Below are 23,715 nucleotides of genomic sequence, written 5' to 3'. Positions count from 1 at the left end.
CCCGGCCAGTATTACGGGGCGCTGGTCAGCGGGTGTTGACCTGCGCGACGACGGCGGTCGCGACGGCCTGCTGCTCGAGCGGCTTCGGGTGGTAGGCCACTCTCTTGCCCTTGATCGCCTTCTGCCCGTTGACCCACGCCTGCTTGCTGCACGGAGCGTGCTCGGCCGAGAGGCGCTGCACGTCGAGGAAGGAAGCTCCGGCCTGGCGGGCGGCCGAGCTGAGCGAGGTGGTGAACTTCTGCCACGCCAGCTGGGCGAGGCTCCACTGGTCGTCGGTCATCCGCGGCAGCGACTTGCAGCCGTTGTCGAGCGGCAGCAGCTCGGGATAGCCGACCACGACCACGTAGGCGTTCGGCGCCTTCGCGACCACGGCGCGGATGGTGGCCGGCAGGTCGGTCGCGATCTGGTTCAGCCGGTCGATGACGTCCTTGGCGAGGATCTGCCCGGTGCAGGGCGCCTCGGTGCAGATGCGGAACATGCTGTTGAGCAGGTCGCCGTCCGAGACCCCGACCGTGATGGTCACCAGGTCGGTGTCCGCGGTGACGGCGTCGAGCTGCGCCGGCACGTCCTTCTTGGTGCCCGGCGGCCGGTAGGGGTCGGTGATCGCCTTGGTCGAGGCCCCGACGCAGGAGACGTCCTTGAAGTCGGTGATGTGCAGCGCGTTCGCGACCTGTTGGGGGTAGTTCAGCTCGGCGCGCAGGCAGCCGTCCTTGCTGGTGGTGCGGCCGACGTACGGGGCTGCGGCGAAGCCGTCGCCCAGCGCGACGTAGCTCTTGATGGTGGTGTCGAGGGTCTGCGGCTCCTTGCTGCCGAACCCGCCGCAACCGCTGAGGACCAGTGCGAGCACAGCGAGGAGGGCCAGGCCGGCGGCCCGGGTGCGAGAGCCCGTCATCGCTTCTGCGCCAGGCTTCGCGAGGACTGGGAGCTGAACCGACGCTCGCGGTTCGAGCCGATCGCGGAACGGTCGGGCGCGACCTCGGCGACAGCGCGGGTCTGCTCGGGCACCTTCTGACCTGCCTTCTTGGCAGCGGCGGTCTTGGCCGGCGCCTTCTTGCCATCGGTCGCGGCGCTCTTCTTGGCGGCCGTCGTCTTCTTGGTCGTCTTCCTCGGTGCAGCCTTCTTGGCGGCCGCCTTGCGCGGTGTCGCCTTCGCCACCGGCTGCTCGGGCTCGTCCGGGGTGGAGTACTGCTCGATCCACTCGTCCATCACGACCCACGTCGTGTTCCGCGCAGCGCGGCCGGTGAGCATGCCGAGGTGTCCACCGGGGACGATCTCGAAGCGCACCTCGCGCGAGTTCGGCAGCAGCGGCACGATCGCCTTGACCGAGGGGATCGGCGCGATTCCGTCGGTGTTGCCGGCGAAGACCAGCACCGGCACCTTGATCGCCTTCAGGTCGATCTGGTGGCCGGACAGGTTCACCTTCCCGGTGTTGAGCTGGTTGTGCTTCAACATCCGGTGGTAGAGCTGCCCGAAGGTGCGACCCGGGTAGGCGAGCATGTTCGCGGTGAACCGGTCGACCGCCTCGATCTGGGCGAGCCACTCGGCGTCGTCGAGGTTCTGGAGGATGGCGATCGGCTTGGTGAGCAGCTTGGTGCCGCTGCTGAGCTTGAAGGCCTGGCGGACCAGCGGCTTCGGCGCGCCACCCATCGCCCGGTAGATCTGGGTGACGATGCCGCCGTCGGTGATCTTGAGGATCGGGCGCAGCGGCGCGACCAGCGGCACCTGGGTGACGTCGAACGGCGAGCCCACGACGGTGAGCGACGCGATCGGGAGCTTCGCGTCGGCGGCTGCGGTGAGCACCGAGAAGATGCCGCCCAGCGACCACCCGATCACGTGCACCGGACGGTCGCCCGCGTGCCGGCTGACCTCGCGGATCGCCTCGGGGACGACCTCGTCGACCCAGTGCTCCATGCCCAGGTTGCGGTCGCGGAAGGAGATCTCGCCGTACTCGACCAGGTACGTCGGCCGCCCGGCCTTGACGAAGTGCTCCACCAGCGAGCAGTCCCGGCGCAGGTCGAAGCAGATGGCGGGGGCCGCGAGCGGGGTGACCAGCAGCACCGGGTCACCGGTGGCCTTGACCTGCTTCTGCGGCCGGTAGTGGTAGACCTCGCGCAGCGGCCCGTCGTCGATGAGCGTCCGGGGCATGGGGCGCAGATCGGCCAGCCCGCCGTAGAACACCTTGTGGGCGACGTTGCTGGCGGCGGAGGCGACCTGGTCCGGCTTGGGGATCAGATCCATGGGACGAGGTTACCGACACCTCGGGGACCATGGACACGACTGCCCAAACGACGGTAGGACAAGGCCCATGAAGCTGAGTCGTCTGGTCGGGGGAGCGGTCGTCGGGGTGGCCGCACTGGCGGTGCGCGACCTCACCCAGAAGAAGCACGCCCTGCAGCGCAACTACCCGGTGATCGCGCACGCGCGCTACTGGCTGGAGACCATCGGGCCGGAGCTGCGCCAGTACATCGTGACCAGCAACGAGGAGGAGCGCCCCTTCACGCGGGACCAGCGCACCTGGATCTACGCCTCCTCCAAGGAGGAGAACAACTACTTCGGGTTCGGCACCGACATGGACGTCGAGCACACCCAGGGCCACGCCTACATCAAGCACCGGACCTTCGCCGACCAGCTGCCCGACGACCACGACAAGTCCGGTCGGCTGCCCAGCGCGAAGGTGCTCGGCGGGCCGCGCGGTCGGGCCAAGGCCTTCCGGCCGGCGTCGGTGGTGAACATCTCGGCGATGAGCTTCGGGTCGATGTCCTCGGCCGCGATCACCGCGCTGAACAAGGGTGCGGCCGAAGCCGGCTGCATGCACAACACCGGCGAGGGCGGGCTCTCGCCGTACCACCGCAACGGCGCGGACATCGTGCTGCAGATCGGCACCGCCTACTTCGGCTGCCGCGACGAGGCCGGCAACTTCAACCTGGCGAAGCTGAAGGAGGTCATCGACTCCGCCCCGGTCAAGGCGATCGAGATCAAGCTGAGCCAGGGCGCCAAGCCCGGCCTCGGCGGACTGCTGCCGGCGGCCAAGGTCACCCAGGAGATCGCCGACATCCGCGGCATCCCGGTGGGCAAGGACTGCGCTAGCCCGTCGCGGCACACCGCGTTCGGCGACGTCGACAGCATGCTCGACTTCGTGGAGCTGCTCGGTGCCGAGACCGGACTGCCGGTCGGCATCAAGTCCGCCGTGGGCGAGATGCAGTTCTGGCACGACCTCGCCCGTTTGATGTCGTCGCGGGACCGTGGCGTCGACTTCGTCACCGTCGACGGCGGCGAGGGTGGCACCGGTGCCTCGCCGCTGATCTTCGCCGACTCGATCGCGCTGCCGTACCGGATGGGCTTCTCCCGGGTCTACGGCACCTTCGCCGAGCTCGGGCTGACCGACGACCTGACCTTCATCAGCTCGGCCAAGCTCGGCCTGCCCGACAACGCGATCGTCGCGTTCGCCCTGGGCACGGACATGATCAACGTGGCCCGCGAGGCGATGCTCTCGATCGGCTGCATCCAGTCGCAGAAGTGCCACACCGACAAGTGCCCTACCGGCGTCGCGACCCAGAACCCGTGGCTGGTGCACGGCCTGGACCCGGTCTCCAAGGCCGAGCGCTGCGCGCACTACATCACCACGCTGCGCAAGGAGCTGGTCAAGGTCACCGCTGCCGTCGGCGTGGCCCACCCGGGCCTGATCACCGCCAACGACGTGGACATCTTCTGCGGCGACTACGAGGCCCGGTCGCTCGCCGCCGTCTACGGCTACAAGGACGGCTGGGGTGAGCTCGGGCCAGACCTCGCCGACGAGATCACCCGCCTGATGCACCCGCAGGCCACTTTCAACGAGAAGACCCCGTCGTGATCCCTTCGAGACGGTTGCTGCGCAACCTCCTCAGGGACCCAGGGGCTAGAGCCCCAGCGCCGCCTCGAGCTCCTCGAGCTCCTCGCCGGCGTTGACCGCGATCTTCTGCAGCGACGGGATCGAGTCGCGGCACCCGGTGAAGCCGATGTTGAACTCCCCGTCGTACGAGACACCGGTGATGTTCAGCGCCTGGCCGTTGAACAGCAGCGAGACCGGGTACAGCTCCAGCAGCCGGGACCCGTCCAGGTAGCGCGGCTCCATCGGGCCGGGCACGTTCGAGATCACCACGTTCGACGCCGGCCGACCGCGGCCCCCGAAGCCGAGGATCGACTGCGACAGGAACGGGGCCATCAGCACGGCGGTGTAGGCGTCCATCGCCAGGCCGTCGACCGCGGGCAACCGCTCCTTGCCCAGCCGGGTCGATTCCTGGATCGCGCGGATCCGGCGGATCGGGTCGGCCACGTCGGTGCCGAGGCTGGAGTAGAGGAAGGTGATCGCGTTGCCGACACCGGGCTGGTCGCCGGGGCGCACCGAGACCGGGACGTTGGCGATCAGCGGCTCGGTCGGCAGCTCGCCCGCGTCGGCGAGGTAGCGCCGCAGCGATCCGCCGCAGATGGAGAGGAAGACGTCGTTGAGGCTGCCGCCGGTGGCCGAGGCGACCGCGCGCATCCGGTCGATCGGGTAGTGCTGCGTCGCGAACCGGCGCGGTGTGTGGATCCGACCGTTGAACAAGGTCTTCGGCGCCCGGAACGGCACGGCTCGCGCCTGGTCACCGCTGCCGACCAAGGACTCGGTGTAGGTCCGCCCGAGCGAGCCGACGACGGCTGCGCCGGCCCCGGCGACCGAGCCGATCGAGATGGTGTCGCGCTCGAGGGCGGGAGGCCTGGCCTTGCGCGGGATCCCGGACTGGTCAGGTCCGCGCGTGCCGACGGCCCACGGCGGCAACATGTCGCGCGCGTCGTGGTCGATGCTCAGCATCCGCTTGAGCAACCGGATGCCGCCGACCCCGTCGATCTGGGAGTGGTGCACCTTCATGTACATCGACCACTGGTTGTCCTCCTGGCCCTCGATGAGGTGGCACTCCCACAGCGGGTAGCGCCGGTCGAGCTTGGCAGAGTGCAACCGGGAGATCAGGACACCGAGCTCGCGCTGGGACCCCGGACGGGGAAGAGCCGAGTGCCGGAAGTGGTAGTCGAGGTCGATCTTCTCCGGCGGGAGCTCCTTCCAGCTCGGCACCGGAGCCATCGTCAGCAGGTAGTTGAACGGCGGCTGGTACTCGCGCACCTCGCGCCACCGGGCCACCAGGTCGTGCACGAAGTCGGGCCGGTCCTCGGGCACCGCGAAGGTCGCCAGCATCGCGACCTGCATCGGGGTGCGGTAGGACTCGGCGTACAACCAGGCCGAGTCGTTGACCTTCAGCACGTGCCTGCTCATCTGCGCAGCGTAGGGGGAATCGAGCGGCTCAACCAGGGACGAGGCACAGGCCTCAGGAGCGCTTGGCGGGCTTGACCTGCTTCGCGTGACCCGGCCGTACGGCGGACAGGTCGGCCAGGAAGTTCGACGCCCAGTTGTCCACGTCGTTCTCGGCGACGGTCTTGCGCATCGCCTTCATCCGCCGCGTCAGCTCCTTCTCGTCGGCCTCGAAGGCCTCGAGCATCTGCGCCTTCATCCCGTTGATGTCGTACGGGTTGACCAGGTAGGCCTGCCGCAGCTCCTCCGCGGCGCCGGCGAACTCGGAGAGCACCAGGGCGCCGTCCTCTTCCATCCGGCAGGCGACGAACTCCTTGGCGACCAGGTTCATGCCGTCGCGGAACGGGGTGACCACCATGATGTCGCTGGCGACGTACAGGGCGGCCATCTCCTCCTGCGGGAAGGACGCGTTGAGGTAGGAGATCGCCGGGCGCCCGAGCCGGCCGAGGTCGCCGTTGATGTGGCCGACCAGCCGGTCGATGTCGTCGCGCAGGATCCGGTACTGGTCGACCCGCTCGCGCGAGGGGCTGGCCACCTGCACGAAGGTGGCGTCCTCGACGGTGAAGTGCCCGTCGTGGATGAGCTCGCTGAACGCGCGCAGCCGGGCGTAGATGCCCTTGGTGTAGTCGAGCCGGTCGATGCCCAGGAAGATCCGTCGCGGGTTGCCGAGGTCGTCGCGGATCTGCGCGGCGCGCTTCTGCACCGACTCCGACTGGGCGAGCTCCTCGAACTTGTCGACGTCGATGGAGATCGGGAACGCCTTCGCGGTGACGATCCGGCCGTCGGGCAGGTAGACGGAGTCGCGGTGCGTCTTGTGGCCCACCCGCTGGCGGACCAGTCGGATGAAGTTCTGCGCGGCCCCCGACAGCTGGAAGCCGACGAGGTCGGCGCCGAGCAGTCCCTCGAGGAGCTGGCGGCGCCAGGGCAGCTGGCTGAACAGCTCGGCCGGCGGGAACGGGATGTGCAGGAAGAAGCCGATCCGCAGGTCCGGGCGCAGGTCGCGCAGCAGCGCCGGGACCAGCTGGAGCTGGTAGTCCTGGATCCAGACCACGGCGCCCTCGGCCGCGATGTCGGCAGCCGCACCGGCGAAGCGCTGGTTGACGTCGATGTAGGAGTCCCACCACTCCCGGTGGAACTCCGGCTTGGCGACGACGTCGTGGTACAGCGGCCACAGGGTCGCGTTGGAGAAACCCTCGTAGTACTCCTCGTACTCGAGCGCGGAGATCGAGACCGGAACGAGGGTCATGCCCTCGTGCTGGAACGGCTCGAGGTCCTCCTCGTCGGCCGAGACGTCGCCGGGCCAGCCGATCCAGGCGCCCTCCTGGGCGGTCATCACCGGGGCGAGCGCGCTGACCAGACCGCCGGGGGAGCGCCGCCAGCTGGTGCTGCCGTCCGCCTCGACCACCCGGTCGACCGGGAGCCGGTTCGCCACGATCACGACGTCGGCGCGCGGGACCGAAGCGGAGCGTCGGCGCCTCGTCGGGGTCACGTCACCACCCTAGGGCGTCGGCGGGGGCGCGCGAGCGGCGGGACGCGCGGGGTCACGCTCGGGGTGTACCCACCCACGGCCGGAAAACGCCTCGAAAAACCCTCCAGGACGCGCCCGGACGGATCGAATGACATCGCTGTGGTTTGTCGCCTAGGATGGGACGAGTCCACCCGCAGCACCGAGGAGTCGACGACGATGGTCGCCACTGAAGCCTTCAGCGCCGGGCAGCCCGAGGAATCCGGGGCCCTGTCCGAGCGCGACCGAGGCATTCTCGACTTCGAGCGCCAGTGGTGGAAGTTCGCGGGCGCCAAGGAGAGCGCGGTCCGGGAGAAGTTCGACATGAGCTCGACCCGGTACTACCAGGTGCTCAACGCCCTCATCGACCGTCCCGAGGCGCTGGCCCACGACCCGCTGCTGGTCCGTCGGCTGCGCCGGCTCCGGGCCGCCCGTCAGCGCCAGCGCTCGGCCCGCCGGCTCGGCTTCGAGCTCTGAGCCGAATGGGGTTCGGCCCGAGGTATGCGCGCCGTCGGGTGAGGGGCGAGGGCGGCGTGGTCCTGCCCAACCGGCTTATGGTCTTCAGCATCTCGGCCGTGGCTCTCGCCGGACTGGTGTTCGTCGCCACCCAGGGCAACGACGACTCCGACAAGGCCGCGCCGGCAGCGTCGCACTCCCAGCAGCAGCCGACCATCGGCCCGCGTGACAACACCGCGCCGACGATCACCACCGCGCCCCCGAGCCCGACGGCCACCGCGACGAAGACGCCCAAGCCGCCGCCGGTGATCGACAAGGCCAAGACGAACGTCGTCATCTTCAACAACTCCAACGTCAAGGGCCTCGCCGGGCGCACCGCGACCAAGGCGCAGACGCTGACCTGGAACGTCGTGGCCACCGACAACTGGTACGGCACCGTCGACGCGACGACCGTCTACTACGGCAAGGGCCTGAAGTACGCCGCCCAGTCGCTGGCCGAGGACCTCGGCATCGCCCGGGTGAAGCCGGCGGTCGCGCCGATGCAGGCCGACCGCCTGACGGTCATCCTCACCGCGGACTACAAGCCCGCGTAACCCGCGCGTCGTCCGGGTCTGGTTGGCTTGACCCATGGAGTTCTGCTCCGCCGTCGGCTCCGACCAGTACGACGCCGTGGTCCGCGCGGGCCGTCGGCTCCTGGTCGCGCTCGACTTCGACGGCACCCTGGCGCCGATCGTGGACGACCCGACCGCCGCGCACATCCACCCCGACGCGCCGCTCGTCCTCGACAAGCTGGCGGCGGAGGTGCGCGGGATCGCGGTGATCACTGGGCGACCGGCGCGTCAGGTGCTCGCGCTCGGTGGCCTGGACGAGGTGGGCGACGCGATCGCGGAGCATGACCGCGAGCTGGTGGTGCTGGGCCAGTACGGCAACGAGCGCTGGACCTCCTACGAGCGACGGGTCATCACCCCCAAGCCGCCGCCGGGCCTCTCCGGACTGATCCGCGAGCTGCCCCGGCTGCTGCGCGAGGCCGGGGTCCCGGACGCCTGGATCGAGGAGAAGGGTCTCGCCGTCGCGGTGCACACCCGGCGGCTGGCCGACCCGGAGGCCGCCTTCGCGCAGCTGCTGCCGGCGCTGGCCGAGGCCGCCCGCGAGCGGCGGCTGGCGATCGAGCCCGGCCGGATGGTGATCGAGATCCGGGCCGGCGGGATGGACAAGGGCCGGGCGCTCTCCTCGCTCGTCTCCGAGCTGGAGGCGAGCGCCGTGGTCTTCGTCGGCGACGACCTGGGCGACGTACCGGCGTTCGAGGCAGCGCTGAAGGTGCGCGAGGCCGGGTTCCCGGCGCTGCTGGTCTGCTCGGGTTCGGAGGAGCAGCGGGCGTTGCGGGAGATCGTCGACCTCGTCGTCGACGGGCCGGACGGCGTGATGCAGTTCCTGCGGGTGCTGGCGGCGGACGTGGCTGCCGCTCACGTGTCCAAATAATGAACATTGATCTCATATCCCGGAATCGATGTGCACTTTCGGGAGGCGCTCCCTAGGCTTGTCCTGCTCATCGAGAGGGACTGAGGGAACGGCCCGTTGAAGTCCCGGCAACCGCCGCTCGAGCCTCCGGTCCCTCCGCTTCATCCAGGGGACGGATTCGAGGGTGTGGTGCCAAATCCGTCCCAGGTCGAGAGTCGGCCCGGGGAAGATGAGAAGGAGGCCTCCTTTGAGCAGCGTCACCACGACGGGCACCGTTCTTCGCGACGGCGCCTTCGGCCACGCCACCGGACTCGTCTGTCGCGAGTGCGGAGCCACCCAGGAGCTCGGCCCGCACTACGCCTGTGCGGAGTGCTTCGGTCCGCTCGAGATCGCCTACGACTTCCCGGCGGTCACCCGTGAGCAGATCGAGGCCGGCCCCGCGAACATCTGGCGCTACAAGGCGCTGCTGCCCGTCCCCGCGGACATCGAGACCTCCCCGAACACCGAGCCCGGTTTCACTCGGCTGCTGAAGGCCGACAACCTCGGCCGCGAGCTCGGCATCACGAACCTCTGGGTGAAGGACGACTCCACCAACCCGACCAACTCCTTCAAGGACCGGGTCGTGGCCTGCGCTCTCAGCGCCGCCGTCGAGTTCGGCTCGAAGGTGTTCGCCTGCCCCTCGACCGGCAACCTGGCCAACGCGGTCGCCGCTGCCGGCGCCCGGGCCGGGATCAAGACAGTCGTGTTCATCCCGAGCAACCTGGAGACGCCGAAGCAGGTGAACTCGGCGATCTTCACCGAGTCGCTGGTCGCGGTCGAGGGCAACTACGACGACGTCAACAAGCTCGCCTCGGAGATCGCGGGTGAGGAGGACGGCTGGGCGTTCGTGAACGTCAACGTCCGTCCGTTCTACGCCGAGGGCTCCAAGACGCTGGGCTACGAGATCGCCGAGCAGCTCGGCTGGCGGCTGCCCGACCAGATCGTCATCCCGGTGGCTTCCGGCTCGCAGCTGACCAAGGTCGACAAGGCGTTCCAGGAACTGATCAAGCTCGGCCTGGTCGAGGACAAGCCGTACAAGGTCTTCGGTGCGCAGGCCGAGGGCTGCGGCCCGGTCGCCACCGCCTTCAAGGCCGGTGTCGACGCGATCCGCCCGGTCAAGCCGGACACCATCGCCAAGAGCCTCGCGATCGGCAACCCGGCCGACGGCATCTACGTCCTGGACATCACCCGGCGCACCGGCGGTGCCGTCGAGGAGGTCACGGACGAGGAGATCCGCGCCGGCATCGTGCTGCTCGCCCGGACGGAGGGCATCTTCACCGAGACCGCCGGCGGCACCACGCTCGCGGTGACCAAGAAGCTCGTCGAGTCCGGCCTGCTCGACCCGGAGCTGGAGACCGTCGTCATCAACACCGGCCACGGCCTCAAGACGCTGGACGCGATCAGCGACCAGGTCGGCCCGGCCGCCACCATCGCCCCGACCTACGAGGCCTTCGCGGCCGCGGGCATCATCTAAGTCAGTCGAGAACCAGGAGCACCCGTGAGCGTTTCCGTCCGCATCCCCACCATCCTGCGCACCTACACCGGTGGTGACTCGGAGGTGACCGCCGAGGGCGCTGACCTCGGTGCGGTGCTGGAGAACCTGGAGGCGAACCACCCGGGCATCCGGGCGCGGATCCTGGACGACGGCGGCGAGATCCGCCGGTTCGTGAACGTGTACGTCGGCAACGAGGACGTGCGCTTCCTCGACGGCCTGGCCACCGCGACACCCGACGGCGTCCAGCTCTCGATCATCCCGGCCGTCGCGGGCGGCGCCTGACCTTGGTCATCGAGCCTGTCGAGATGCGGCGATCGAGGTGAAGAACGCGATCGCCCTGGTCGGCGGTGCCGCTCTGGGCTGGGCCAGCGCCGAGACAGTACGCCGCCTCGGCGGACGCGGTTCGGTGGTCGGAGCCGGTGCCGCCCTGGTGACCGCAGCAGTCATCTACCCGGCGGCGCGGCGCGACCGGTCGCTCTCGCCGGCCCTCGCCGTCGAGGGCGCGGTGGTCGCCGCGACGACCGGCCTGGCGATCGCCGCCGCCACGACGGACGTCCCCCAGGGTCGCAGGTGGCTGGCCGCGGGCTGGGCGGCGCACGCGCTCTTCGATTTCGGCCAGGGCCCGAGCGCGGACTCCCGGCTGCCGGACTGGTACGCGCCGCTCTGCGCGGGGTTCGACGTCGCCTACGCGGCGCGGTTGCTCTAGATCCCCCGTGCCACTAGTCCCGACGGGCCCACCCCCAGATCCGCGGGCCCCTCGGAACCAGTGGCCGCCCTCTCAGAGCGTCGTCGGCGACGCTTGATACATCGGGCGGCGAAAAACCCCCGGACGCCTGGTCCGGGGGTTTCCCACGTAGGTCAGCAGACCGCGATGGCGCTGAAGCCGGCGTCCTGCGGGTCGTTGTTGTCGTTCATGTTGCGCACGCCCACCAGGACCTCGTTCGGCTGGTTCAGCACGTCCGCGACGCCCATGTTCACGTAGGTCGGGAAGTAGTTCGTCGGGGAGGCCTGCGAGACCACGACCGAGCACGACTGGACGCTCCGCGGGAACTTGATGCGGTAGCCACCCTCGGTGAAGTGGTCCACGGTGATGCCGCCGCTGCTGTAGGCGACGTCGCCGTCGGACTCCACCGACACGTTGAACACGTTGATGTCGGCGTTGTTCAGCGAGCCGTTCTTGATGTCGTAGCCGGTCAGCGAGTTCGCCTTGACGTCGCTGCCGGTGAGCGAGCTGTTCTTGACGTCGCTCCCGGTCAGGCCGCTGTTCTTCACGTCAGCACCGACGATGGTGCTGTCCTTGATCTGGGCGCTGGTGATCAGGCTGCCCGCGACGGCGGTGCCCCCACCGAAGACGGCCAGCACAGCGGCGCCGGCGACGACGGTGGCGAACCGACCCTTGTTGATCTTCTTCATGTCCACTCCTGGTGTTCCGGCGAGCCGCTGCGGCTCGCTCGTGCGTTTTGGTTGACACCGGTGTGAGGACCTGGGGGGCGGGTTCTTGCAACTTTCCGACGAACTTCTTCCCTAATCTGATCGGGTGACCCGGGATCGCTGGTTCCACCTGCTCACCTTCGCCGTCGCGACGTTCGCCGTCGTGTTCCAGCTGGTGCTGGTCCTCGAGGGGCACCACGTCCTCGACGAGCACAGCCGCCCGGACGAGGCCACCCGCCTGGTGCGGTTCTGGTCCTACCTGACGATCTGGGGCAACGTGCTCGTCGCCGGTTCCGCGCTCGCCCTCGCCCTCGGGCGGCTGCCCGGGTCGCGGGTCGCCCGGGCGCTGCGGCTCGACGCCGTGGTGCTGATCGCGGTGGTCGGGGTGGTGCACTTCCTGTTCCTGCGCCCGCTGCTGGACCTGAGCGGGGACGACTGGGTCGCGGACAAGCTGCTGCACATGGTCGTGCCGGTGCTCGGCGTGCTCGGCTGGGTGCTGTTCGGGCCACGCGGCCGCGCGGCGTGGTCGGACCTCGGCGGGTTCCTGGTCATCCCGGTGGTCTGGCTGGCCTACACCCTGGTCCGCGGCGAGATCGTGGAGTGGTACCCCTACCCGTTCATCGACGTGAACGAGCACGGCTACGGCGTGGTGCTGCTCAACTGCGCGGGCGTCGCCGCGCTGATGACCGCATTCTTCGCCGGTGCCCTCTGGCTCGACACCCGGCTCAGTCGAGACCGGCGAGGTCCTTGAGGTCGGCGAGGATCTCGTCGAGCTTGGCGAACACCGAGATGTGACCCTCGTCCTCGAAGAGGTGCGTCCGCGCACCCGGGACGTTGGCCGCCAGCCACTGACCGTGGCTGAACGGGACCATCGCGTCCTGGCCTCCCTGCCAGATAGCCACCGGCACCCGGACGTCGTGGAGCGAGAACTCCCACGGCCCCATGATCGCGATCCCGTCCTCGCGCCAGCCGATCACGCCCTGGACCGCAGCGTGCCGGAAGGTCGCGGCCAGCCACTCGGCGAACTCCCCGGTCACGGCAGCGGCGTCGACCGGGGTGATCAGCTCGCCGAGCGACGCCGCGACCTGGTCGCCGGTGACGGTCGCGAGCTCGGCGACGGGCTCGGCGAGAAAGGCGCTGTAGGCCTCCGGACCGGCCACCGCAGCCGCGAACTCCTCCACGTTCTCCGGCCCCATCCCGGCGGTGAAGTCGAGGTCGGGTGCATCCGCCGGAGCCACGCCGGCCAGCGACGTCGCAGCCCGGCACCGCCGCGGCAGCAGCGCCGCGCAAGCCAGCGCCCGCGGGCCGCCGCCGGACCAGCCGAGGGTGACGAACTGGTCGACGCCGAGCCCGTCCAGGACGACGACCGAGTCCGCGAGGTCGTCCGCGATCCGGGGCCGGGGCCAGGGCCTCGGGGTGGACCGGCCGTAGCCGGGGCGTGAGTAGGTGATCAACCGCAGGCCGGCGTCACGAGCTGCCCGGTCGAGGATGTCCGAAGCGACCGCAGCGCTGGGAGTGCCACCGTGGTAGAGCCACGGGAAGCCGTCGGGGTCGCCGCCGACGAGGACCTCCAGGTCGCGGCCGTCGCGTGCGTCGATGAGCAGCTCGTCCATGGTCCGACCCTAGATCCTCGGTGGCGGCCTCAGTGGTCCGCGAGGCGGCTCGCCAGGTGCCGGCGCTCGGCGGCGTTGTCGCACAGCGAGATCGCCAGCTCCCACTGGCCGCGGGCTTCCGGGATCCGGCCTGCGCGGGCGAGCAGCTCGGCGCGCGTTCCCGGGAGCCGGTGGCCGGACAGGTCGAGCCCGTCGAGCAGCGCCAGGCCGGCCAGCGGACCGTCGACCTCGGCGACCGCGACCGCGCGGTTGAGCCGGACCACGGCCGACCCGGTCAGCTCCTCCAGCTCGGCGTACAGGTTCGCGATGCGCAGCCACGCCGTCTCTGCAGGACTCGGGGCGACCGCGTGCTCGGCGGCGATCAACGCCTCCAGCAGCCACCGGCTCGGCGGTGTGTCCACCAGCGGGGTGAGCAGGTCGAAGGCCTCGCCTGCCTCGTCGGCGTTCCAGCGGGTTCGGTCCTGGTGCGGCAGCAGCACCACCTCTCCGTCGGCCACGCGCGCGTCGCGGCGCGCGTGCTGGAGCAGCATCAGAGCGAGCAGCGCGTCCAGCTCGGCACGTCCGGGAGCGACCTCGCGGAGCACCCGGACCAGTCGGATCGCCTCGGCCGCCATGTCGGGCCGGTGCACGTCGTCTCCGGTGCCGGGGGCGTAACGGGCGGTGAACGCGAGGTAGGCGATCCCGGCAGCTCCGTCGATCCGGTCCTCGAGCTCGGTGCGCGAGGGGACCGCGAACCGCTCTCCGGCCAACCGGTGCCGGGCGCGGGTCAGGCGGGCGGCCATCGTGGCGGTGGGCACCAGGAACAGCCGGGCGATGTCGGGGGTGGGGACGCCGAGCACCAGGCGCAGGGTCAGCGCGGCGGCCGACTCGGGTGCCAGGTTCGGGTGGGCGCAGAGCAGCACCAGTCGCAGCCGCTCGTCGCGTACTGCCTCACCGGCATCGGCCATCACGCGTTGCGCCTCCTCCTGAAGGTCGGCCTCGACGCCGAGCAGCGGCATCTTGCGGGCCAGCACCTCGTCCGAGCGCAGCCGGTCGATGATCCGGCGACGGGCCGCGGTCAGCAGCCAGGCCGGTGCGTTCTCGGGTACGCCGTCGACGGGCCAGGTGCGACTGGCCGCCTCGAACGCGTCGGCCAGCCCGTCCTCGGCGAGGTCGAGCCGGCGGTACTGCGCGACGAGGAGGGCGAGCAGCCGCCCCCACTCGTCGCGCCAGACCTGCTCGATCCGGTCGTCCGGACCGACGGTCATGCCCTCAGGCGGTGTGGTCGACGGTGGCACGCACCTCGACCTTGCCGCCGCCCTCGGCGAGGATGCCGCAGATCTTGAGCAGGTCGTCGAGGTCGTCGGTCTTCACCGTGTAGAAGCCGGTGAGCTGCTCGGTGGTCTCGGCGTACGGGCCCTGGGTCACCGAGACCTGGTCCAGCGAGCCGGTGACCGTGCGGGCGGTGCTGCTCGCCTGGAGCTCGTTGCCCCCGGTGACCTGGTGGCCGCGCGCCGCCAGCAGTTCGGCGAACTTCATGTGCTTGGCGTACATCTCGGCACGCTCCTCGGCGGAGGCCTGGGCCCACTTGCTCTCGTCGCCAGGGAGGAGGACGGCGTACTCGGTCATGGTGGTTCCTCTCGATCAGGTGGAGTCTGTCACCGGGATGACGGGCGGGACAGGGGCCGATCGACAGCAGCGCCAAAGAAATTCCACGATCTTTCCGGGCCTGGCACGCTGACCCCATGACCGACCTGCCCGCGGGCCTGAGGATCGTCGACCCGCACATCCACCAGTGGGACCCGTTCACGACGCCGAAGGAGGTCTCAGGTCCGGCGAAGCTGGTACGCCGGCTGCCGTTCCTGCGACCGGTCCTGATGAAGCTGTTCCCGCAGCGGGACCGGGAGTTCGTGGGCGACCCGACGCACGTGATCAACACCTACCTCCCGGCCGACTACCGCGCCGACGCGGGCGACCTCCCCGTGGAGACGGTCGTCCACATCGAGGCCGGCTGGGCCGACCACAGCCCCGAGGGGACCGCGGGGGAGACCGCCTGGGTGGAGACGCTGCCCTTCGGCACCGCCGGCCCCGCGCTGGGAGCGGTCGTGTGCCACGCCGATCCCCGGGAGGCGGGCATCGCCGACGTCCTCGACCGCAACCTCGCCGCCAGCCCACGGCTGCGCGGCATCCGGTGCTCCGCCGCGCACCACCCCGACCCCGGCGTACGCGACTGGAACGACGAGGGCCTGCTCTCGAGCCCTGACTTCCTGCGGGGTTTCGCCGCCGTCGCCGAGCGGGGCCTGAGCTTCGAGGCGTGGGTCTACTCCCACCAGCTCCCGGAGGTGGTCGGGCTGGCTCAGGAGTACCCCGAGACCACGTTCGTGCTCGACCACTACGGAACCCCCGTCGGGCTGTTCGGACCGCGTGGACGCCGTACCGGTCACACCGAGGCCGACCGCCGGGAGATCCTCGCCCGCTGGTCCGACGACATCGCCGCGGTCGCGGCGCTGCCCAACGTCGTCGCCAAGCACTCCGGTCTCGGGATGCCGGTGCTCGGCTGGGACGGACCGGTCAGCACCGCGCAGTTCCGCGACACCGTCGCGCCCCTGGTCTCCCGGACCCAGGAGCTGTTCGGGGCCGAGCGCACGCTGTGGGCCTCGAACTTCCCGATGGACAAGCCGATCGTGCCGATCCGCGGCCTGATCGAGGCGCTGCTGGAGATCCTCGGACCCGATGTCGACTCGCACCAGCTGCTCGGCGGTAACGCCCGCCGGGTCTACCGTCTCGACAACGGCTGAGCTCCGCGGGCGGCCGGACCAGGATGGTCCGACCGCCCGAGAGGCTCACTGCCAGATGTACACGTAGTCGATCTGCGTGCTGTAGGTCTGGGTGCCCGCTCCCGGGACCGGGAACAGGTTGTCGAAGCCCTGGTTCACGCCGAACGCCTGGCGCAGGTCCAGGAAGAACGGCACGTTGAACGGCGCCGGACTGCCGGTCGGCTGGTTGGCCGCCTGGTAGTTGTCGTTGATGCACAGCACGCCGTTGATGTAGGTCTTCAGGTTCCCCGGCGACCACTCGAAGGTGTAGCGGTTGAACTGCCCGTAGTTGATCGGGCAGAAGGCCGTCGAGCCGCCCTCCGACGTCCCGTCGTAGTAGTGGAAGTACGGGAGGTCGTTGTTCGGGTAACCGCTGTAGAACTCGGAGAAGTCGATCTCCCGGCCGTCCTGGTCACCGGTGTTCTTGGGCCACAGCCAGAACGTCTCCTGCAGACCCTTGGTTGCATAGTCGGGCAGCTTCGCCATGACCTCGTAGCGCCCGTAAGTCTGGGAGTAGGAGTTCAGGTGCATGACTTCTCCGGAGACCAGCCGCGAGCTCGTCCCGTCGCCGCAGTCGACCGGTTGGTCGAGAACCTTCGCGAACAGCTGCAGGTACCCACCCGAGACCTTGATGGTCTGGTCGGGCCCAGCCGCCTGGTTGTCCATGATGCAGGAAGGGTTCGTCGGCTCGCCGGGGTGCTTGTGGGTGTACTTCGACTGCTGTGCGAACCAGTCCGAGCTGAGTGCGTTCCCGTCGAACTCGTCCTCGTACTTGCACGTCCAGGTGCCGCCGCCCGGCTTGGCGATCGTGGTGCCACCGCAGTCCGCAGGTGGCTTGGTCACGGTCACCAACGAGTACGTCGCGCTGGTCGCTGCGTTGTGCGCGGCGGTCTTGGCGATCGTCGCCTGGTACTTCGTCGTGCCGGCTGCTGTCGGTCGGACGGTCCAGGTTGCCTGCGAGTTGGTGTCCAGGTTCTGGGAGCTGACTGTCGACCAGGACAGGCCGCTGAACTTCTGGAGCTTGACCGACTCTCCCGCCGCGTTCGGTGCCGAGACCGACACGGTCAGGGTCTGGTCCTCGTTCACGTAGGACGGAGCAGGGTTGCTCTTGGTGACGGTGACCGTCGGCGTCGGCAGCTTCGCCGCCACGCTGAGCGTGTTGCTGGTGCCGGCCTGGTGGGTCGTCGTGGCCTTGAGGGTGACCCGGTACTTCTGGGTGCTGGTCGACGTCGGCGTGATGGTGAAGGTCGCCTTCGAGGATCCGTCCAGGAGCGCCGACTGGCCGGTGGACTGGTAGATCAGACCGGTGTTGCGTTCCAAGGTCGCCAGCTCGCCGGGGATCGACATGTTCGTCACGGCGACCGTCAGCGTGTAGGTCTGGCCGACGATCGGCGAGCCGGTCCCGGTCAGTGTCACCGTCGGCTTCGGGAGTGCGGCGGACGCGGTGCCGCTCAGCACAGCGATGAGGACCCCCGTGAGCAGGAGGAGGGCGGCTGCCGCCGAAAGGCGGCGGGTCCGCGGGCGCTTGCCGGGGAGGGGTGCGGCTTCACGAGACATTTTCGTTCCTTTCCGAGTTGCCGGAGTCTCGCATCTCTGAGACCTGTGGGTAAGGGTCCGAACGGGCTACCCGTAACGCCCGATCGGTTCCCTGGCAGGCTGGGTGGATGACCGACCTGCTGCTGGTGACCTGTCGGGACTGGCCGGACGGCGAGCCCGGTGCGGCAGCGCTCGACGCGGCACTCGCCGAGCGCGGCGTCGCGGCCCGGTGGGTCCTCTGGGACGACCCCGAGGTCGACTGGGACGGCCCGCTGGTCGCGGTCCGCTCGACCTGGGACTACGACGCGCGCCGGGAGGAGTTCATGGCCTGGGTCGCCTCGGTGCCGCGGCTGCTGAACGGCGTGGAGGTCTTCGCCTGGAACACCGACAAGGCCTACTTGGTCGAGCTGGCCGACGCCGGCCTGCCGGTGGTGCCGACGATCGGGGTGGACGAGGAGGGCGGGTTGCCTGCTGCGGTCGCCTCCTTCGACGGCGCGGTGATCAAGCCCCGGGTCGGGGCCGGTGGACGCGGTGTGGTCGTTGCCGGGGCCGAAGCCCCCGGGCCCGGGCCGTGGGTCGTCCAGCCGCTGGTCGACTCGGTGCGCACCGAGGGGGAGACCTCGGTGTTCGTGCTCGGCGGCGAGCCGGTCTCGATGGTGCGCAAGCTGCCCGCCGGTGAGGAGATCCGGGTGCACGAGCACTACGGCGGTACGACCGTCGCGGTCGTCCCGACCGAGGAGGCGACCCGGCTGGCGCGCCACACCGTCCAGACCGCCGAGCGGATCCTCGGGCGGCCGCTGCACTACGCCCGGGTGGACCAGATGCGCCTGGCCGACGGCGTCCTTGCGGTCAGCGAGCTGGAGGTCACCGAGCCCGGTCTCTACCTCGAGGAGCTGCCCGCCAACGGGGCGGCGTTCGCGGACCTCGTCGTACGGCTCCTGGACGCCTGACCCTTCGACAAGCTCAGGATTTCGCGGGCTCAACGTTTGTTTGCACTCTCCGGTGCCGAGTGCTAACAATTGGGGTTGGCACTCTCCCTGTGAGAGTGACAACGCACCACCCAGGGCCGAGTGAGTCGAGGTCCAGGCGCCGTCGGGAAGGGTCCGGCGGGTCAGCCCGGATCGTCCGTCGCGGGCGACGCACCGGCCGTCCGACTTCTGCGTGAGGAATCGCAAGAGTTATGCCGAAGCTGATTGCTTTCAATGAGGAGGCCCGGCGCGGTCTCGAGCGTGGCATGAACACGCTCGCCGACGCCGTCAAGGTCACCCTCGGCCCCAAGGGCCGCAACGTCGTGCTCGAGAAGAAGTGGGGCGCCCCCACGATCACCAACGACGGCGTCTCCATCGCCAAGGAGATCGAGCTCGAGGACCCCTACGAGAAGATCGGCGCCGAGCTGGTCAAGGAGGTCGCCAAGAAGACGGACGACGTCGCCGGTGACGGTACGACGACCGCGACCGTCCTGGCGCAGGCGATGGTCCGTGAGGGCCTCCGCAACGTCGCCGCGGGTGCCAACCCGATGGCGCTCAAGCGCGGCATCGAGCAGGCCGTGAAGGCCGTCTCCGACGCGCTGCTCGAGATGAGCAAGGACGTCGAGACCAAGGAGCAGATCGCGGCCACCGCGTCGATCTCCGCCGCCGACACCACCGTCGGTGACGCCATCGCCGAGGCGATGGACAAGGTCGGCAAGGAGGGTGTGATCACCGTCGAGGAGTCGAACACCTTCGGCCTCGACCTCGAGCTCACCGAGGGCATGCGGTTCGACAAGGGCTTCATCTCCCAGTACTTCATGACCGACCCGGAGCGTATGGAGGCCGTCCTGGACGACCCGTACATCCTGATCGCGAACTCGAAGGTCTCCACCGTCAAGGACCTGCTGCCGCTCCTGGAGAAGGTCATGCAGTCCGGCAAGCCGCTGCTGATCATCGCCGAGGACGTGGACGGCGAGGCGCTGTCGACCCTGGTCGTCAACAAGATCCGTGGCACCTTCAAGTCCGTCGCCGTCAAGGCCCCGGGCTTCGGTGACCGTCGCAAGGCGATGATGCAGGACATCGCGATCCTCACCGGTGGCCAGGTCATCTCCGAGGACGTGGGCCTGAAGCTGGAGTCGACCGGCATCGAGCTGCTCGGCCAGGCGCGCAAGGTCGTCATCACCAAGGACGAGACCACCGTCGTCGAGGGTGCGGGCGACGCCGACCAGATCCAGGGTCGCGTCAACCAGATCCGTGCCGAGATCGAGAAGAGCGACTCCGACTACGACCGCGAGAAGCTGCAGGAGCGCCTGGCCAAGCTGGCCGGCGGTGTTGCAGTCATCAAGGTCGGCGCGGCCACCGAGGTCGAGCTCAAGGAGCGCAAGCACCGCATCGAGGACGCCGTTCGCAACGCGAAGGCGGCCGTCGAGGAGGGCATCGTCGCCGGCGGCGGCGTCGCCCTGGTGCAGGCTGCCGACAAGGCCTTCGAGAAGCTCGAGCTGACCGGTGACGAGGCGACCGGTGCCGCGATCGTGAAGTTCGCGTCCGACGCCCCGCTGAAGCAGATCGCGATCAACGCCGGCCTCGAGGGCGGCGTCGTGGCGGAGAAGGTGCGCAACCTCCCCGCCGGCCAGGGCCTGAACGCGGCCACCGGCGAGTACGTCGACATGATCGCCACCGGCATCATCGACCCCGCCAAGGTGACCCGCTCGGCGCTGCAGAACGCCGCGTCGATCGCCGCGCTGTTCCTCACCACCGAGGCCGTCGTGGCCGACAAGCCGGAGAAGGCTGCCCCGATGGGCGACCCGACCGGCGGCATGGGCGGGATGGACTTCTGATCCCGAGGATCTGAATTCCGTCCAACATCGGACAAAGGGGCGCCAGTACCGGGAAACCGGTGCTGGCGCCCTCCTGTTTTTGGCGCGTTGGTCCCGAGCCGTGACGAAATGGGACGTATCGTCGTTAACTGCTCGTGTGCGGGGTGCACACAAGTCTCAGGGGGTTTTTCCGATGGTTCCGTCGCGTCTTCGCCACTGGTCGCCGATAGCGCTCGTCCTCGCGGTCCTGCTCGCGCTCGGCGCCGTCGCAGCACCCGCCCAGGCCACGACCACCCGCAAGATCAGCCTGCACGCCAGCGCCACCACCGTGGCCACCGGTGCCACCGTCACCTTCTCGGGGACCCTCGCGCCCACGCCCACCGGCAGCGGGCTCAAGCTGCAGATCCAGGCCGGCGGCTACTGGCTGGACGCTCGCAGCAACCTGAAGACGACCGACGCGGCCGGCACCTACAAGATCGCCGTGGTGATGCCGACCTACACCGGCAAGTACTACTTCCGGACCGTCGCCGCAGCCTCCAGCGGCCGTTCTGCGGCCACCTCGAGCACGGTCGCCATCACCGTGCTGAAGAAGGTGACCGTCTCGATCAAGGCATCGAGGACCACGGTCCCGCAGGGCGGCTCGACGACCTTCACCGGCCACGTGAGCTCGTGCCAGGTCGGAGCCTCGGTCGCGCTGCAGCGGTTCTCGACCTCCGGCTGGGTGAAGATCTCCAGCGCCACGCTGAACTCCAACTGCAACTACTCCAAGTCGACCAGTCCGTCTGCCAACGGCTCGTACCGCGTCTACGCCTCCAAGCACGGCGCCTACGCACCGGCGAACTCCTCGAGCGTGCGGATCACCTACAACGGCCCGGCCCCGATGCCGCCGACGATCACCACGACCTCGCTGCCCGGCGGTTCGGTCGGTACGGCGTACAGCCAGACCCTGACCAAGACCGGCAACGTCGGCACCTGGTCCAAGGCCTCCGGCGCGCTGCCGAACGGACTGACGCTGTCCTCCAGCACCGGTGAGATCTCCGGGACGCCGACCTCGGGTGCCACCTACAACTTCACCGTCAAGTTCACCGAGAACGCCTCGAAGCTCTCCGACACCCAGGCGCTGTCGATCACCATCGTAAGTGGCCCGGCCATCACGACGACCTCGTTGCCCGACGGCAAGCGCGGCGTTCCCTACGCGGCGACGCTGACCAAGACCGGCGCCGACGGGACTTGGTCCGCCCTGCACCTGCCGAACGGCACGAGCCTGAACGCCGACACCGGTGAGATCTCCGGGACCCCGGTCGTGGACGGTGACTTCACCGTCGCCGCCACCTTCACCGAGACGGTCTCCGGCAAGAAGGCCAACGCGTCCTTCCCGCTGCACATCGCGGTCTCGCCGCCGCCGGTGATCACCACGACGACCCTCCCGGACGGCGTGAAGAGCGCCGCCTACTCGACGACCCTCGCCGAGACCAGCGACTCCGGTCTCTCCGGCACCTGGGCGGTCACGCAGGGCGCGCTGCCTCCGGGTGTCACGCTCGATGCCGCCACCGGCCACCTCTCCGGGGCGCCGACCGCGTCCGACGACTACGCCTTCACGGTGACCTTCACCGAGACCGCGGCCCAGACCTCGGACAGCCAGGGCCTGATCCTGCACGTCTCGCCGGCAGCGAACTCCCCGGAGATCACCACCACGACGCTGGCCAACGGAACCGTCGGCACCGCCTACCCGACCCAGCAGCTCCAGGGCTCGGGGGCCGGCACCTGGTCGATCACCAAGCTCGCGCTGCCGCCGGGCCTGAACCTGAACGGGCTCACCGGGCAGATCACGGGCACCCCGACGGCGGCCGGTGACTACGTCTTCCAGGTCAAGTACACGACGCTCACGGGGACCAACACCAAGATCCTGAGCATCCACGTCGATCCGGCCCCGTGACCGCCGCATCCCAGTTCCGCGGTTCGGGTCAGATCGTCCCCGAGGAGAACGTAGCCTCGGTACCTGCACGCACAGATGGGGCGCGTTCTCGGAACGCACGGAACAAAGGTTGAGCGCACGATGAGTTCACTTCGGCGGCGGCTCTGGTCAGCGATCGCGATCTCGATCGGCGTCCTGCTGGTCCTCGGCGGCCTGTCCGCGCCCGCCCAGGCGGTGACCTCGCGCTCGATCTCGCTCTCGTCCAAGCCGACGGCAGGGGTGGGCGGCAGCAAGGTCGTGCTGTCCGGCACCGTGTCCAAGACCCCGACCGGCAGCACCGTGAAGCTGCAGCGCAAGTCGGGAAGCAGCTGGGTCACCTCGACGCTCACGAAGACCAAGACCAGCTCGGGTTCCTTCTCCTTCACCGTGACGCTGTCCAGCACCGCGGGCTCGTACTACTACCGCGCCACCGTGAGTGCGACCAGCAAGCTCGGTGCAGCCACCTCGAAGACCGTCACCGTGACGTCCCTGCACAAGGTGACGGTCAGCCTCAAGGCCAGCCCGACCACGATCACCAAGGCGCAGAGCGTCAAGCTCTCCGGCACCGTCAAGCCGTTCGTCTCCGGCGACGTCGGGTTCGTGCAGCGCTTCAACGGGGCCAAGTGGATCGACCTGACCACGGTGATCCTGTCCAAGACCGGCACCTTCTCCCGCTCGTTCACGGTCAGCGCGTCCACGACGTACCGGGTCTACGTGCCCCGGCACGGTCTCAACGCCACGGGGCTGTCCGCAGCCACCAAGGTCTCCTTCGACACCGGTCCGCAGAACCCGGTCATCACCACCACGTCGCTGCCCGGTGGGTTCACCGACACGTCGTACTCGCAGACGCTCACCAAGACCGGCGAGGCCGGCACCTGGGCGATCACCGCCGGCGACCTGCCGCCGGGCCTCAACCTGGGTGCGTCCTCCGGCACCATCACCGGTACGCCGACCAGCGGCGGTACCTTCAACTTCACCGTCACGTTCAGCCAGACCAGCAACCTGCTGTTCGACAAGCAGGACCTGAGCATCACTGTTCAGGTGAAGCCGCGGATCACGACGACCGCGCTGCCAGACGCGACCGCGTTCTCGAACTACACGACGACGCTGGCCAAGACCGGCCAGCCCGGCACCTGGTCGATCACCTCGGGCACCCTGCCGACCGGCATCACCCTCGACGGGTCGACCGGCACCCTGTCGGGCAAGCCGACCGTGGCCGGCAGCTACCCGCTGACCTTCAAGTACATCGAGACGAGCTCCGGCCTGTTCGTGACCAAGTCGCTGCCGCTGACGGTCGACCCGGCTCCGAACCCGGACATCACCACGACC

The 23,715-nt window shown here is 69.4% G+C and carries 22 protein-coding genes and 1 riboswitch; of the genes, 13 read left to right on the top strand and 9 right to left on the bottom strand.

The genetic code is table 11. The features are described 5' to 3' along the window. Positions 1 to 25 precede the first annotated feature (25 nt). Both EFL95_RS19590 and EFL95_RS15515 read right to left on the bottom strand, forming a co-directional pair. On the bottom strand, positions 26 to 892 hold the full coding sequence (locus tag EFL95_RS19590; RefSeq protein ID WP_183407207.1) for an SGNH/GDSL hydrolase family protein: 867 nt from the start codon (positions 890 to 892) through the stop codon (positions 26 to 28). Next, on the bottom strand, positions 889 to 2,238 hold the full coding sequence (locus tag EFL95_RS15515) for an alpha/beta fold hydrolase (protein WP_123235030.1): 1,350 nt from the start codon (positions 2,236 to 2,238) through the stop codon (positions 889 to 891). The genes EFL95_RS19590 and EFL95_RS15515 overlap by 4 nt, the downstream gene beginning before the upstream one ends. A gap of 67 nt (positions 2,239 to 2,305) precedes the next feature. Between EFL95_RS15515 and EFL95_RS15510 the strand changes: the two genes are divergently transcribed. Then, the gene (locus tag EFL95_RS15510) at positions 2,306 to 3,850 is read left to right on the top strand and encodes an FMN-binding glutamate synthase family protein (protein WP_123235029.1); all 1,545 of its coding nucleotides are present in this window, start codon (positions 2,306 to 2,308) and stop codon (positions 3,848 to 3,850) included. Positions 3,851 to 3,895: 45 nt separating this feature from the next. On the opposite strand, the gene EFL95_RS15505 is transcribed toward EFL95_RS15510, so the two are convergent. Both EFL95_RS15505 and EFL95_RS15500 read right to left on the bottom strand, forming a co-directional pair. Beyond that, positions 3,896 to 5,284, bottom strand: coding sequence for a WS/DGAT/MGAT family O-acyltransferase (locus EFL95_RS15505; protein ID WP_123235028.1), 1,389 nt, complete (start codon positions 5,282 to 5,284; stop codon positions 3,896 to 3,898). A gap of 52 nt (positions 5,285 to 5,336) precedes the next feature. Beyond that, positions 5,337 to 6,809: an alpha,alpha-trehalose-phosphate synthase (UDP-forming) gene (locus EFL95_RS15500; protein ID WP_123235027.1), complete on the bottom strand. Its 1,473-nt coding sequence runs from the start codon at positions 6,807 to 6,809 to the stop codon at positions 5,337 to 5,339. A 195-nt stretch (positions 6,810 to 7,004) separates the two neighbouring features. Here EFL95_RS15500 and EFL95_RS15495 point away from each other — a divergent pair, with 195 nt between their 5' ends. From EFL95_RS15495 to EFL95_RS15470, 6 genes are all read left to right on the top strand, one after another. After that, positions 7,005 to 7,301, top strand: a complete 297-nt coding sequence (locus tag EFL95_RS15495; protein WP_123235026.1) for a DUF3263 domain-containing protein — start codon at positions 7,005 to 7,007, stop codon at positions 7,299 to 7,301. A gap of 98 nt (positions 7,302 to 7,399) precedes the next feature. Continuing rightward, positions 7,400 to 7,873, top strand: a complete 474-nt coding sequence (locus EFL95_RS15490) for a LytR C-terminal domain-containing protein (protein WP_183407206.1) — start codon at positions 7,400 to 7,402, stop codon at positions 7,871 to 7,873. A 34-nt stretch (positions 7,874 to 7,907) separates the two neighbouring features. Continuing rightward, positions 7,908 to 8,759, top strand: coding sequence for a trehalose-phosphatase (otsB, locus tag EFL95_RS15485; RefSeq protein WP_123235024.1), 852 nt, complete (start codon positions 7,908 to 7,910; stop codon positions 8,757 to 8,759). 64 nt (positions 8,760 to 8,823) lie between these two features. Then, positions 8,824 to 8,974, top strand: a riboswitch (SAM riboswitch). Positions 8,975 to 8,985: 11 nt separating this feature from the next. Further along, entirely contained in the window at positions 8,986 to 10,251 is a 1,266-nt protein-coding gene (thrC, locus tag EFL95_RS15480; RefSeq protein ID WP_246004993.1) for a threonine synthase, read from the top strand. Between the two features lie 24 nt (positions 10,252 to 10,275). Beyond that, positions 10,276 to 10,554 carry a MoaD/ThiS family protein gene (locus EFL95_RS15475; protein WP_123235022.1) on the top strand — a complete coding sequence of 93 codons (279 nt, stop codon included), beginning with the start codon at positions 10,276 to 10,278 and terminating at the stop codon, positions 10,552 to 10,554. A 37-nt stretch (positions 10,555 to 10,591) separates the two neighbouring features. Beyond that, on the top strand, positions 10,592 to 10,978 hold the full coding sequence (locus EFL95_RS15470; RefSeq protein ID WP_123235021.1) for a hypothetical protein: 387 nt from the start codon (positions 10,592 to 10,594) through the stop codon (positions 10,976 to 10,978). A 152-nt stretch (positions 10,979 to 11,130) separates the two neighbouring features. Here EFL95_RS15470 and EFL95_RS15465 read toward each other — a convergent pair whose 3' ends face one another. Then, positions 11,131 to 11,685: a hypothetical protein gene (locus EFL95_RS15465; protein ID WP_123235020.1), complete on the bottom strand. Its 555-nt coding sequence runs from the start codon at positions 11,683 to 11,685 to the stop codon at positions 11,131 to 11,133. A 124-nt stretch (positions 11,686 to 11,809) separates the two neighbouring features. Between EFL95_RS15465 and EFL95_RS15460 the strand changes: the two genes are divergently transcribed. Then, on the top strand, positions 11,810 to 12,454 hold the full coding sequence (locus tag EFL95_RS15460) for a Pr6Pr family membrane protein (protein WP_123235019.1): 645 nt from the start codon (positions 11,810 to 11,812) through the stop codon (positions 12,452 to 12,454). Here the strand turns inward: EFL95_RS15460 and EFL95_RS15455 are convergent. Genes EFL95_RS15455 through EFL95_RS15445 form a run of 3 tightly spaced genes read right to left on the bottom strand, consistent with a single transcriptional unit; the run spans position 12,429 to position 14,924 of the window. Then, entirely contained in the window at positions 12,429 to 13,316 is an 888-nt protein-coding gene (locus tag EFL95_RS15455; protein WP_123235018.1) for an alpha/beta fold hydrolase, read from the bottom strand. The genes EFL95_RS15460 and EFL95_RS15455 overlap by 26 nt on opposite strands. Positions 13,317 to 13,345: 29 nt before the next feature. After that, positions 13,346 to 14,563 (bottom strand): RNA polymerase sigma factor, encoded by a 1,218-nt coding sequence (locus tag EFL95_RS15450; protein ID WP_123235017.1) that lies wholly within the window; start codon positions 14,561 to 14,563, stop codon positions 13,346 to 13,348. A 4-nt stretch (positions 14,564 to 14,567) separates the two neighbouring features. Further along, positions 14,568 to 14,924, bottom strand: coding sequence for a YciI family protein (locus EFL95_RS15445; RefSeq protein ID WP_123235016.1), 357 nt, complete (start codon positions 14,922 to 14,924; stop codon positions 14,568 to 14,570). 116 nt (positions 14,925 to 15,040) lie between these two features. On the opposite strand from EFL95_RS15445, the gene EFL95_RS15440 reads away from it, so the two are divergent. Further along, positions 15,041 to 16,093: an amidohydrolase family protein gene (locus EFL95_RS15440; protein ID WP_123235015.1), complete on the top strand. Its 1,053-nt coding sequence runs from the start codon at positions 15,041 to 15,043 to the stop codon at positions 16,091 to 16,093. Positions 16,094 to 16,138: 45 nt separating this feature from the next. On the opposite strand, the gene EFL95_RS15435 is transcribed toward EFL95_RS15440, so the two are convergent. Further along, a complete protein-coding gene (locus EFL95_RS15435) occupies positions 16,139 to 17,668 on the bottom strand; it encodes a family 16 glycosylhydrolase (protein WP_123235014.1) in 1,530 nt (509 codons plus the stop codon). 107 nt (positions 17,669 to 17,775) lie between these two features. Here EFL95_RS15435 and EFL95_RS15430 point away from each other — a divergent pair, with 107 nt between their 5' ends. From EFL95_RS15430 to EFL95_RS15415, 4 genes are all read left to right on the top strand, one after another. Continuing rightward, positions 17,776 to 18,597 carry an ATP-grasp domain-containing protein gene (locus EFL95_RS15430; RefSeq protein ID WP_123235013.1) on the top strand — a complete coding sequence of 274 codons (822 nt, stop codon included), beginning with the start codon at positions 17,776 to 17,778 and terminating at the stop codon, positions 18,595 to 18,597. A gap of 230 nt (positions 18,598 to 18,827) precedes the next feature. Beyond that, a complete protein-coding gene (gene groL / locus EFL95_RS15425) occupies positions 18,828 to 20,453 on the top strand; it encodes a chaperonin GroEL (protein WP_123235012.1) in 1,626 nt (541 codons plus the stop codon). 172 nt (positions 20,454 to 20,625) lie between these two features. Then, positions 20,626 to 22,368: an Ig domain-containing protein gene (locus EFL95_RS15420; RefSeq protein ID WP_123235011.1), complete on the top strand. Its 1,743-nt coding sequence runs from the start codon at positions 20,626 to 20,628 to the stop codon at positions 22,366 to 22,368. A gap of 120 nt (positions 22,369 to 22,488) precedes the next feature. Continuing rightward, positions 22,489 to 23,715, top strand: a 1,227-nt coding sequence (locus EFL95_RS15415) for a putative Ig domain-containing protein (RefSeq protein WP_183407205.1), incomplete at its 3' end; no start/stop codon positions are given.

Source organism: Nocardioides marmorisolisilvae (genome assembly GCF_003725775.1).
Taxonomy (GTDB): Bacteria; Actinomycetota; Actinomycetes; order Propionibacteriales; family Nocardioidaceae; genus Marmoricola; species Marmoricola marmorisolisilvae.
This window is presented reverse-complemented; position numbering and strand designations above follow the sequence as displayed.

Bases quoted from the DNA above. Each gene is read 5' to 3' on its own strand.
- otsB (WP_123235024.1), top strand. From the start codon at position 7,908: ATGGAGTTCTGCTCCGCCGTCGGCTCCGACCAGTACGACGCCGTGGTC.
- EFL95_RS15455 (WP_123235018.1), bottom strand. From the start codon at position 13,316: ATGGACGAGCTGCTCATCGACGCACGCGACGGCCGCGACCTGGAGGTC.
- EFL95_RS15430 (WP_123235013.1), top strand. From the start codon at position 17,776: ATGACCGACCTGCTGCTGGTGACCTGTCGGGACTGGCCGGACGGCGAG.
- EFL95_RS15505 (WP_123235028.1), bottom strand. From the start codon at position 5,284: ATGAGCAGGCACGTGCTGAAGGTCAACGACTCGGCCTGGTTGTACGCC.
- EFL95_RS15515 (WP_123235030.1), bottom strand. From the start codon at position 2,238: ATGGATCTGATCCCCAAGCCGGACCAGGTCGCCTCCGCCGCCAGCAAC.
- EFL95_RS15440 (WP_123235015.1), top strand. From the start codon at position 15,041: ATGACCGACCTGCCCGCGGGCCTGAGGATCGTCGACCCGCACATCCAC.
- EFL95_RS15445 (WP_123235016.1), bottom strand. From the start codon at position 14,924: ATGACCGAGTACGCCGTCCTCCTCCCTGGCGACGAGAGCAAGTGGGCC.
- EFL95_RS15495 (WP_123235026.1), top strand. From the start codon at position 7,005: ATGGTCGCCACTGAAGCCTTCAGCGCCGGGCAGCCCGAGGAATCCGGG.
- EFL95_RS15420 (WP_123235011.1), top strand. From the start codon at position 20,626: ATGGTTCCGTCGCGTCTTCGCCACTGGTCGCCGATAGCGCTCGTCCTC.
- EFL95_RS15450 (WP_123235017.1), bottom strand. From the start codon at position 14,563: ATGACCGTCGGTCCGGACGACCGGATCGAGCAGGTCTGGCGCGACGAG.
- groL (WP_123235012.1), top strand. From the start codon at position 18,828: ATGCCGAAGCTGATTGCTTTCAATGAGGAGGCCCGGCGCGGTCTCGAG.
- EFL95_RS15465 (WP_123235020.1), bottom strand. From the start codon at position 11,685: ATGAAGAAGATCAACAAGGGTCGGTTCGCCACCGTCGTCGCCGGCGCC.
- EFL95_RS15510 (WP_123235029.1), top strand. From the start codon at position 2,306: ATGAAGCTGAGTCGTCTGGTCGGGGGAGCGGTCGTCGGGGTGGCCGCA.
- EFL95_RS19590 (WP_183407207.1), bottom strand. From the start codon at position 892: ATGACGGGCTCTCGCACCCGGGCCGCCGGCCTGGCCCTCCTCGCTGTG.
- EFL95_RS15435 (WP_123235014.1), bottom strand. From the start codon at position 17,668: ATGTCTCGTGAAGCCGCACCCCTCCCCGGCAAGCGCCCGCGGACCCGC.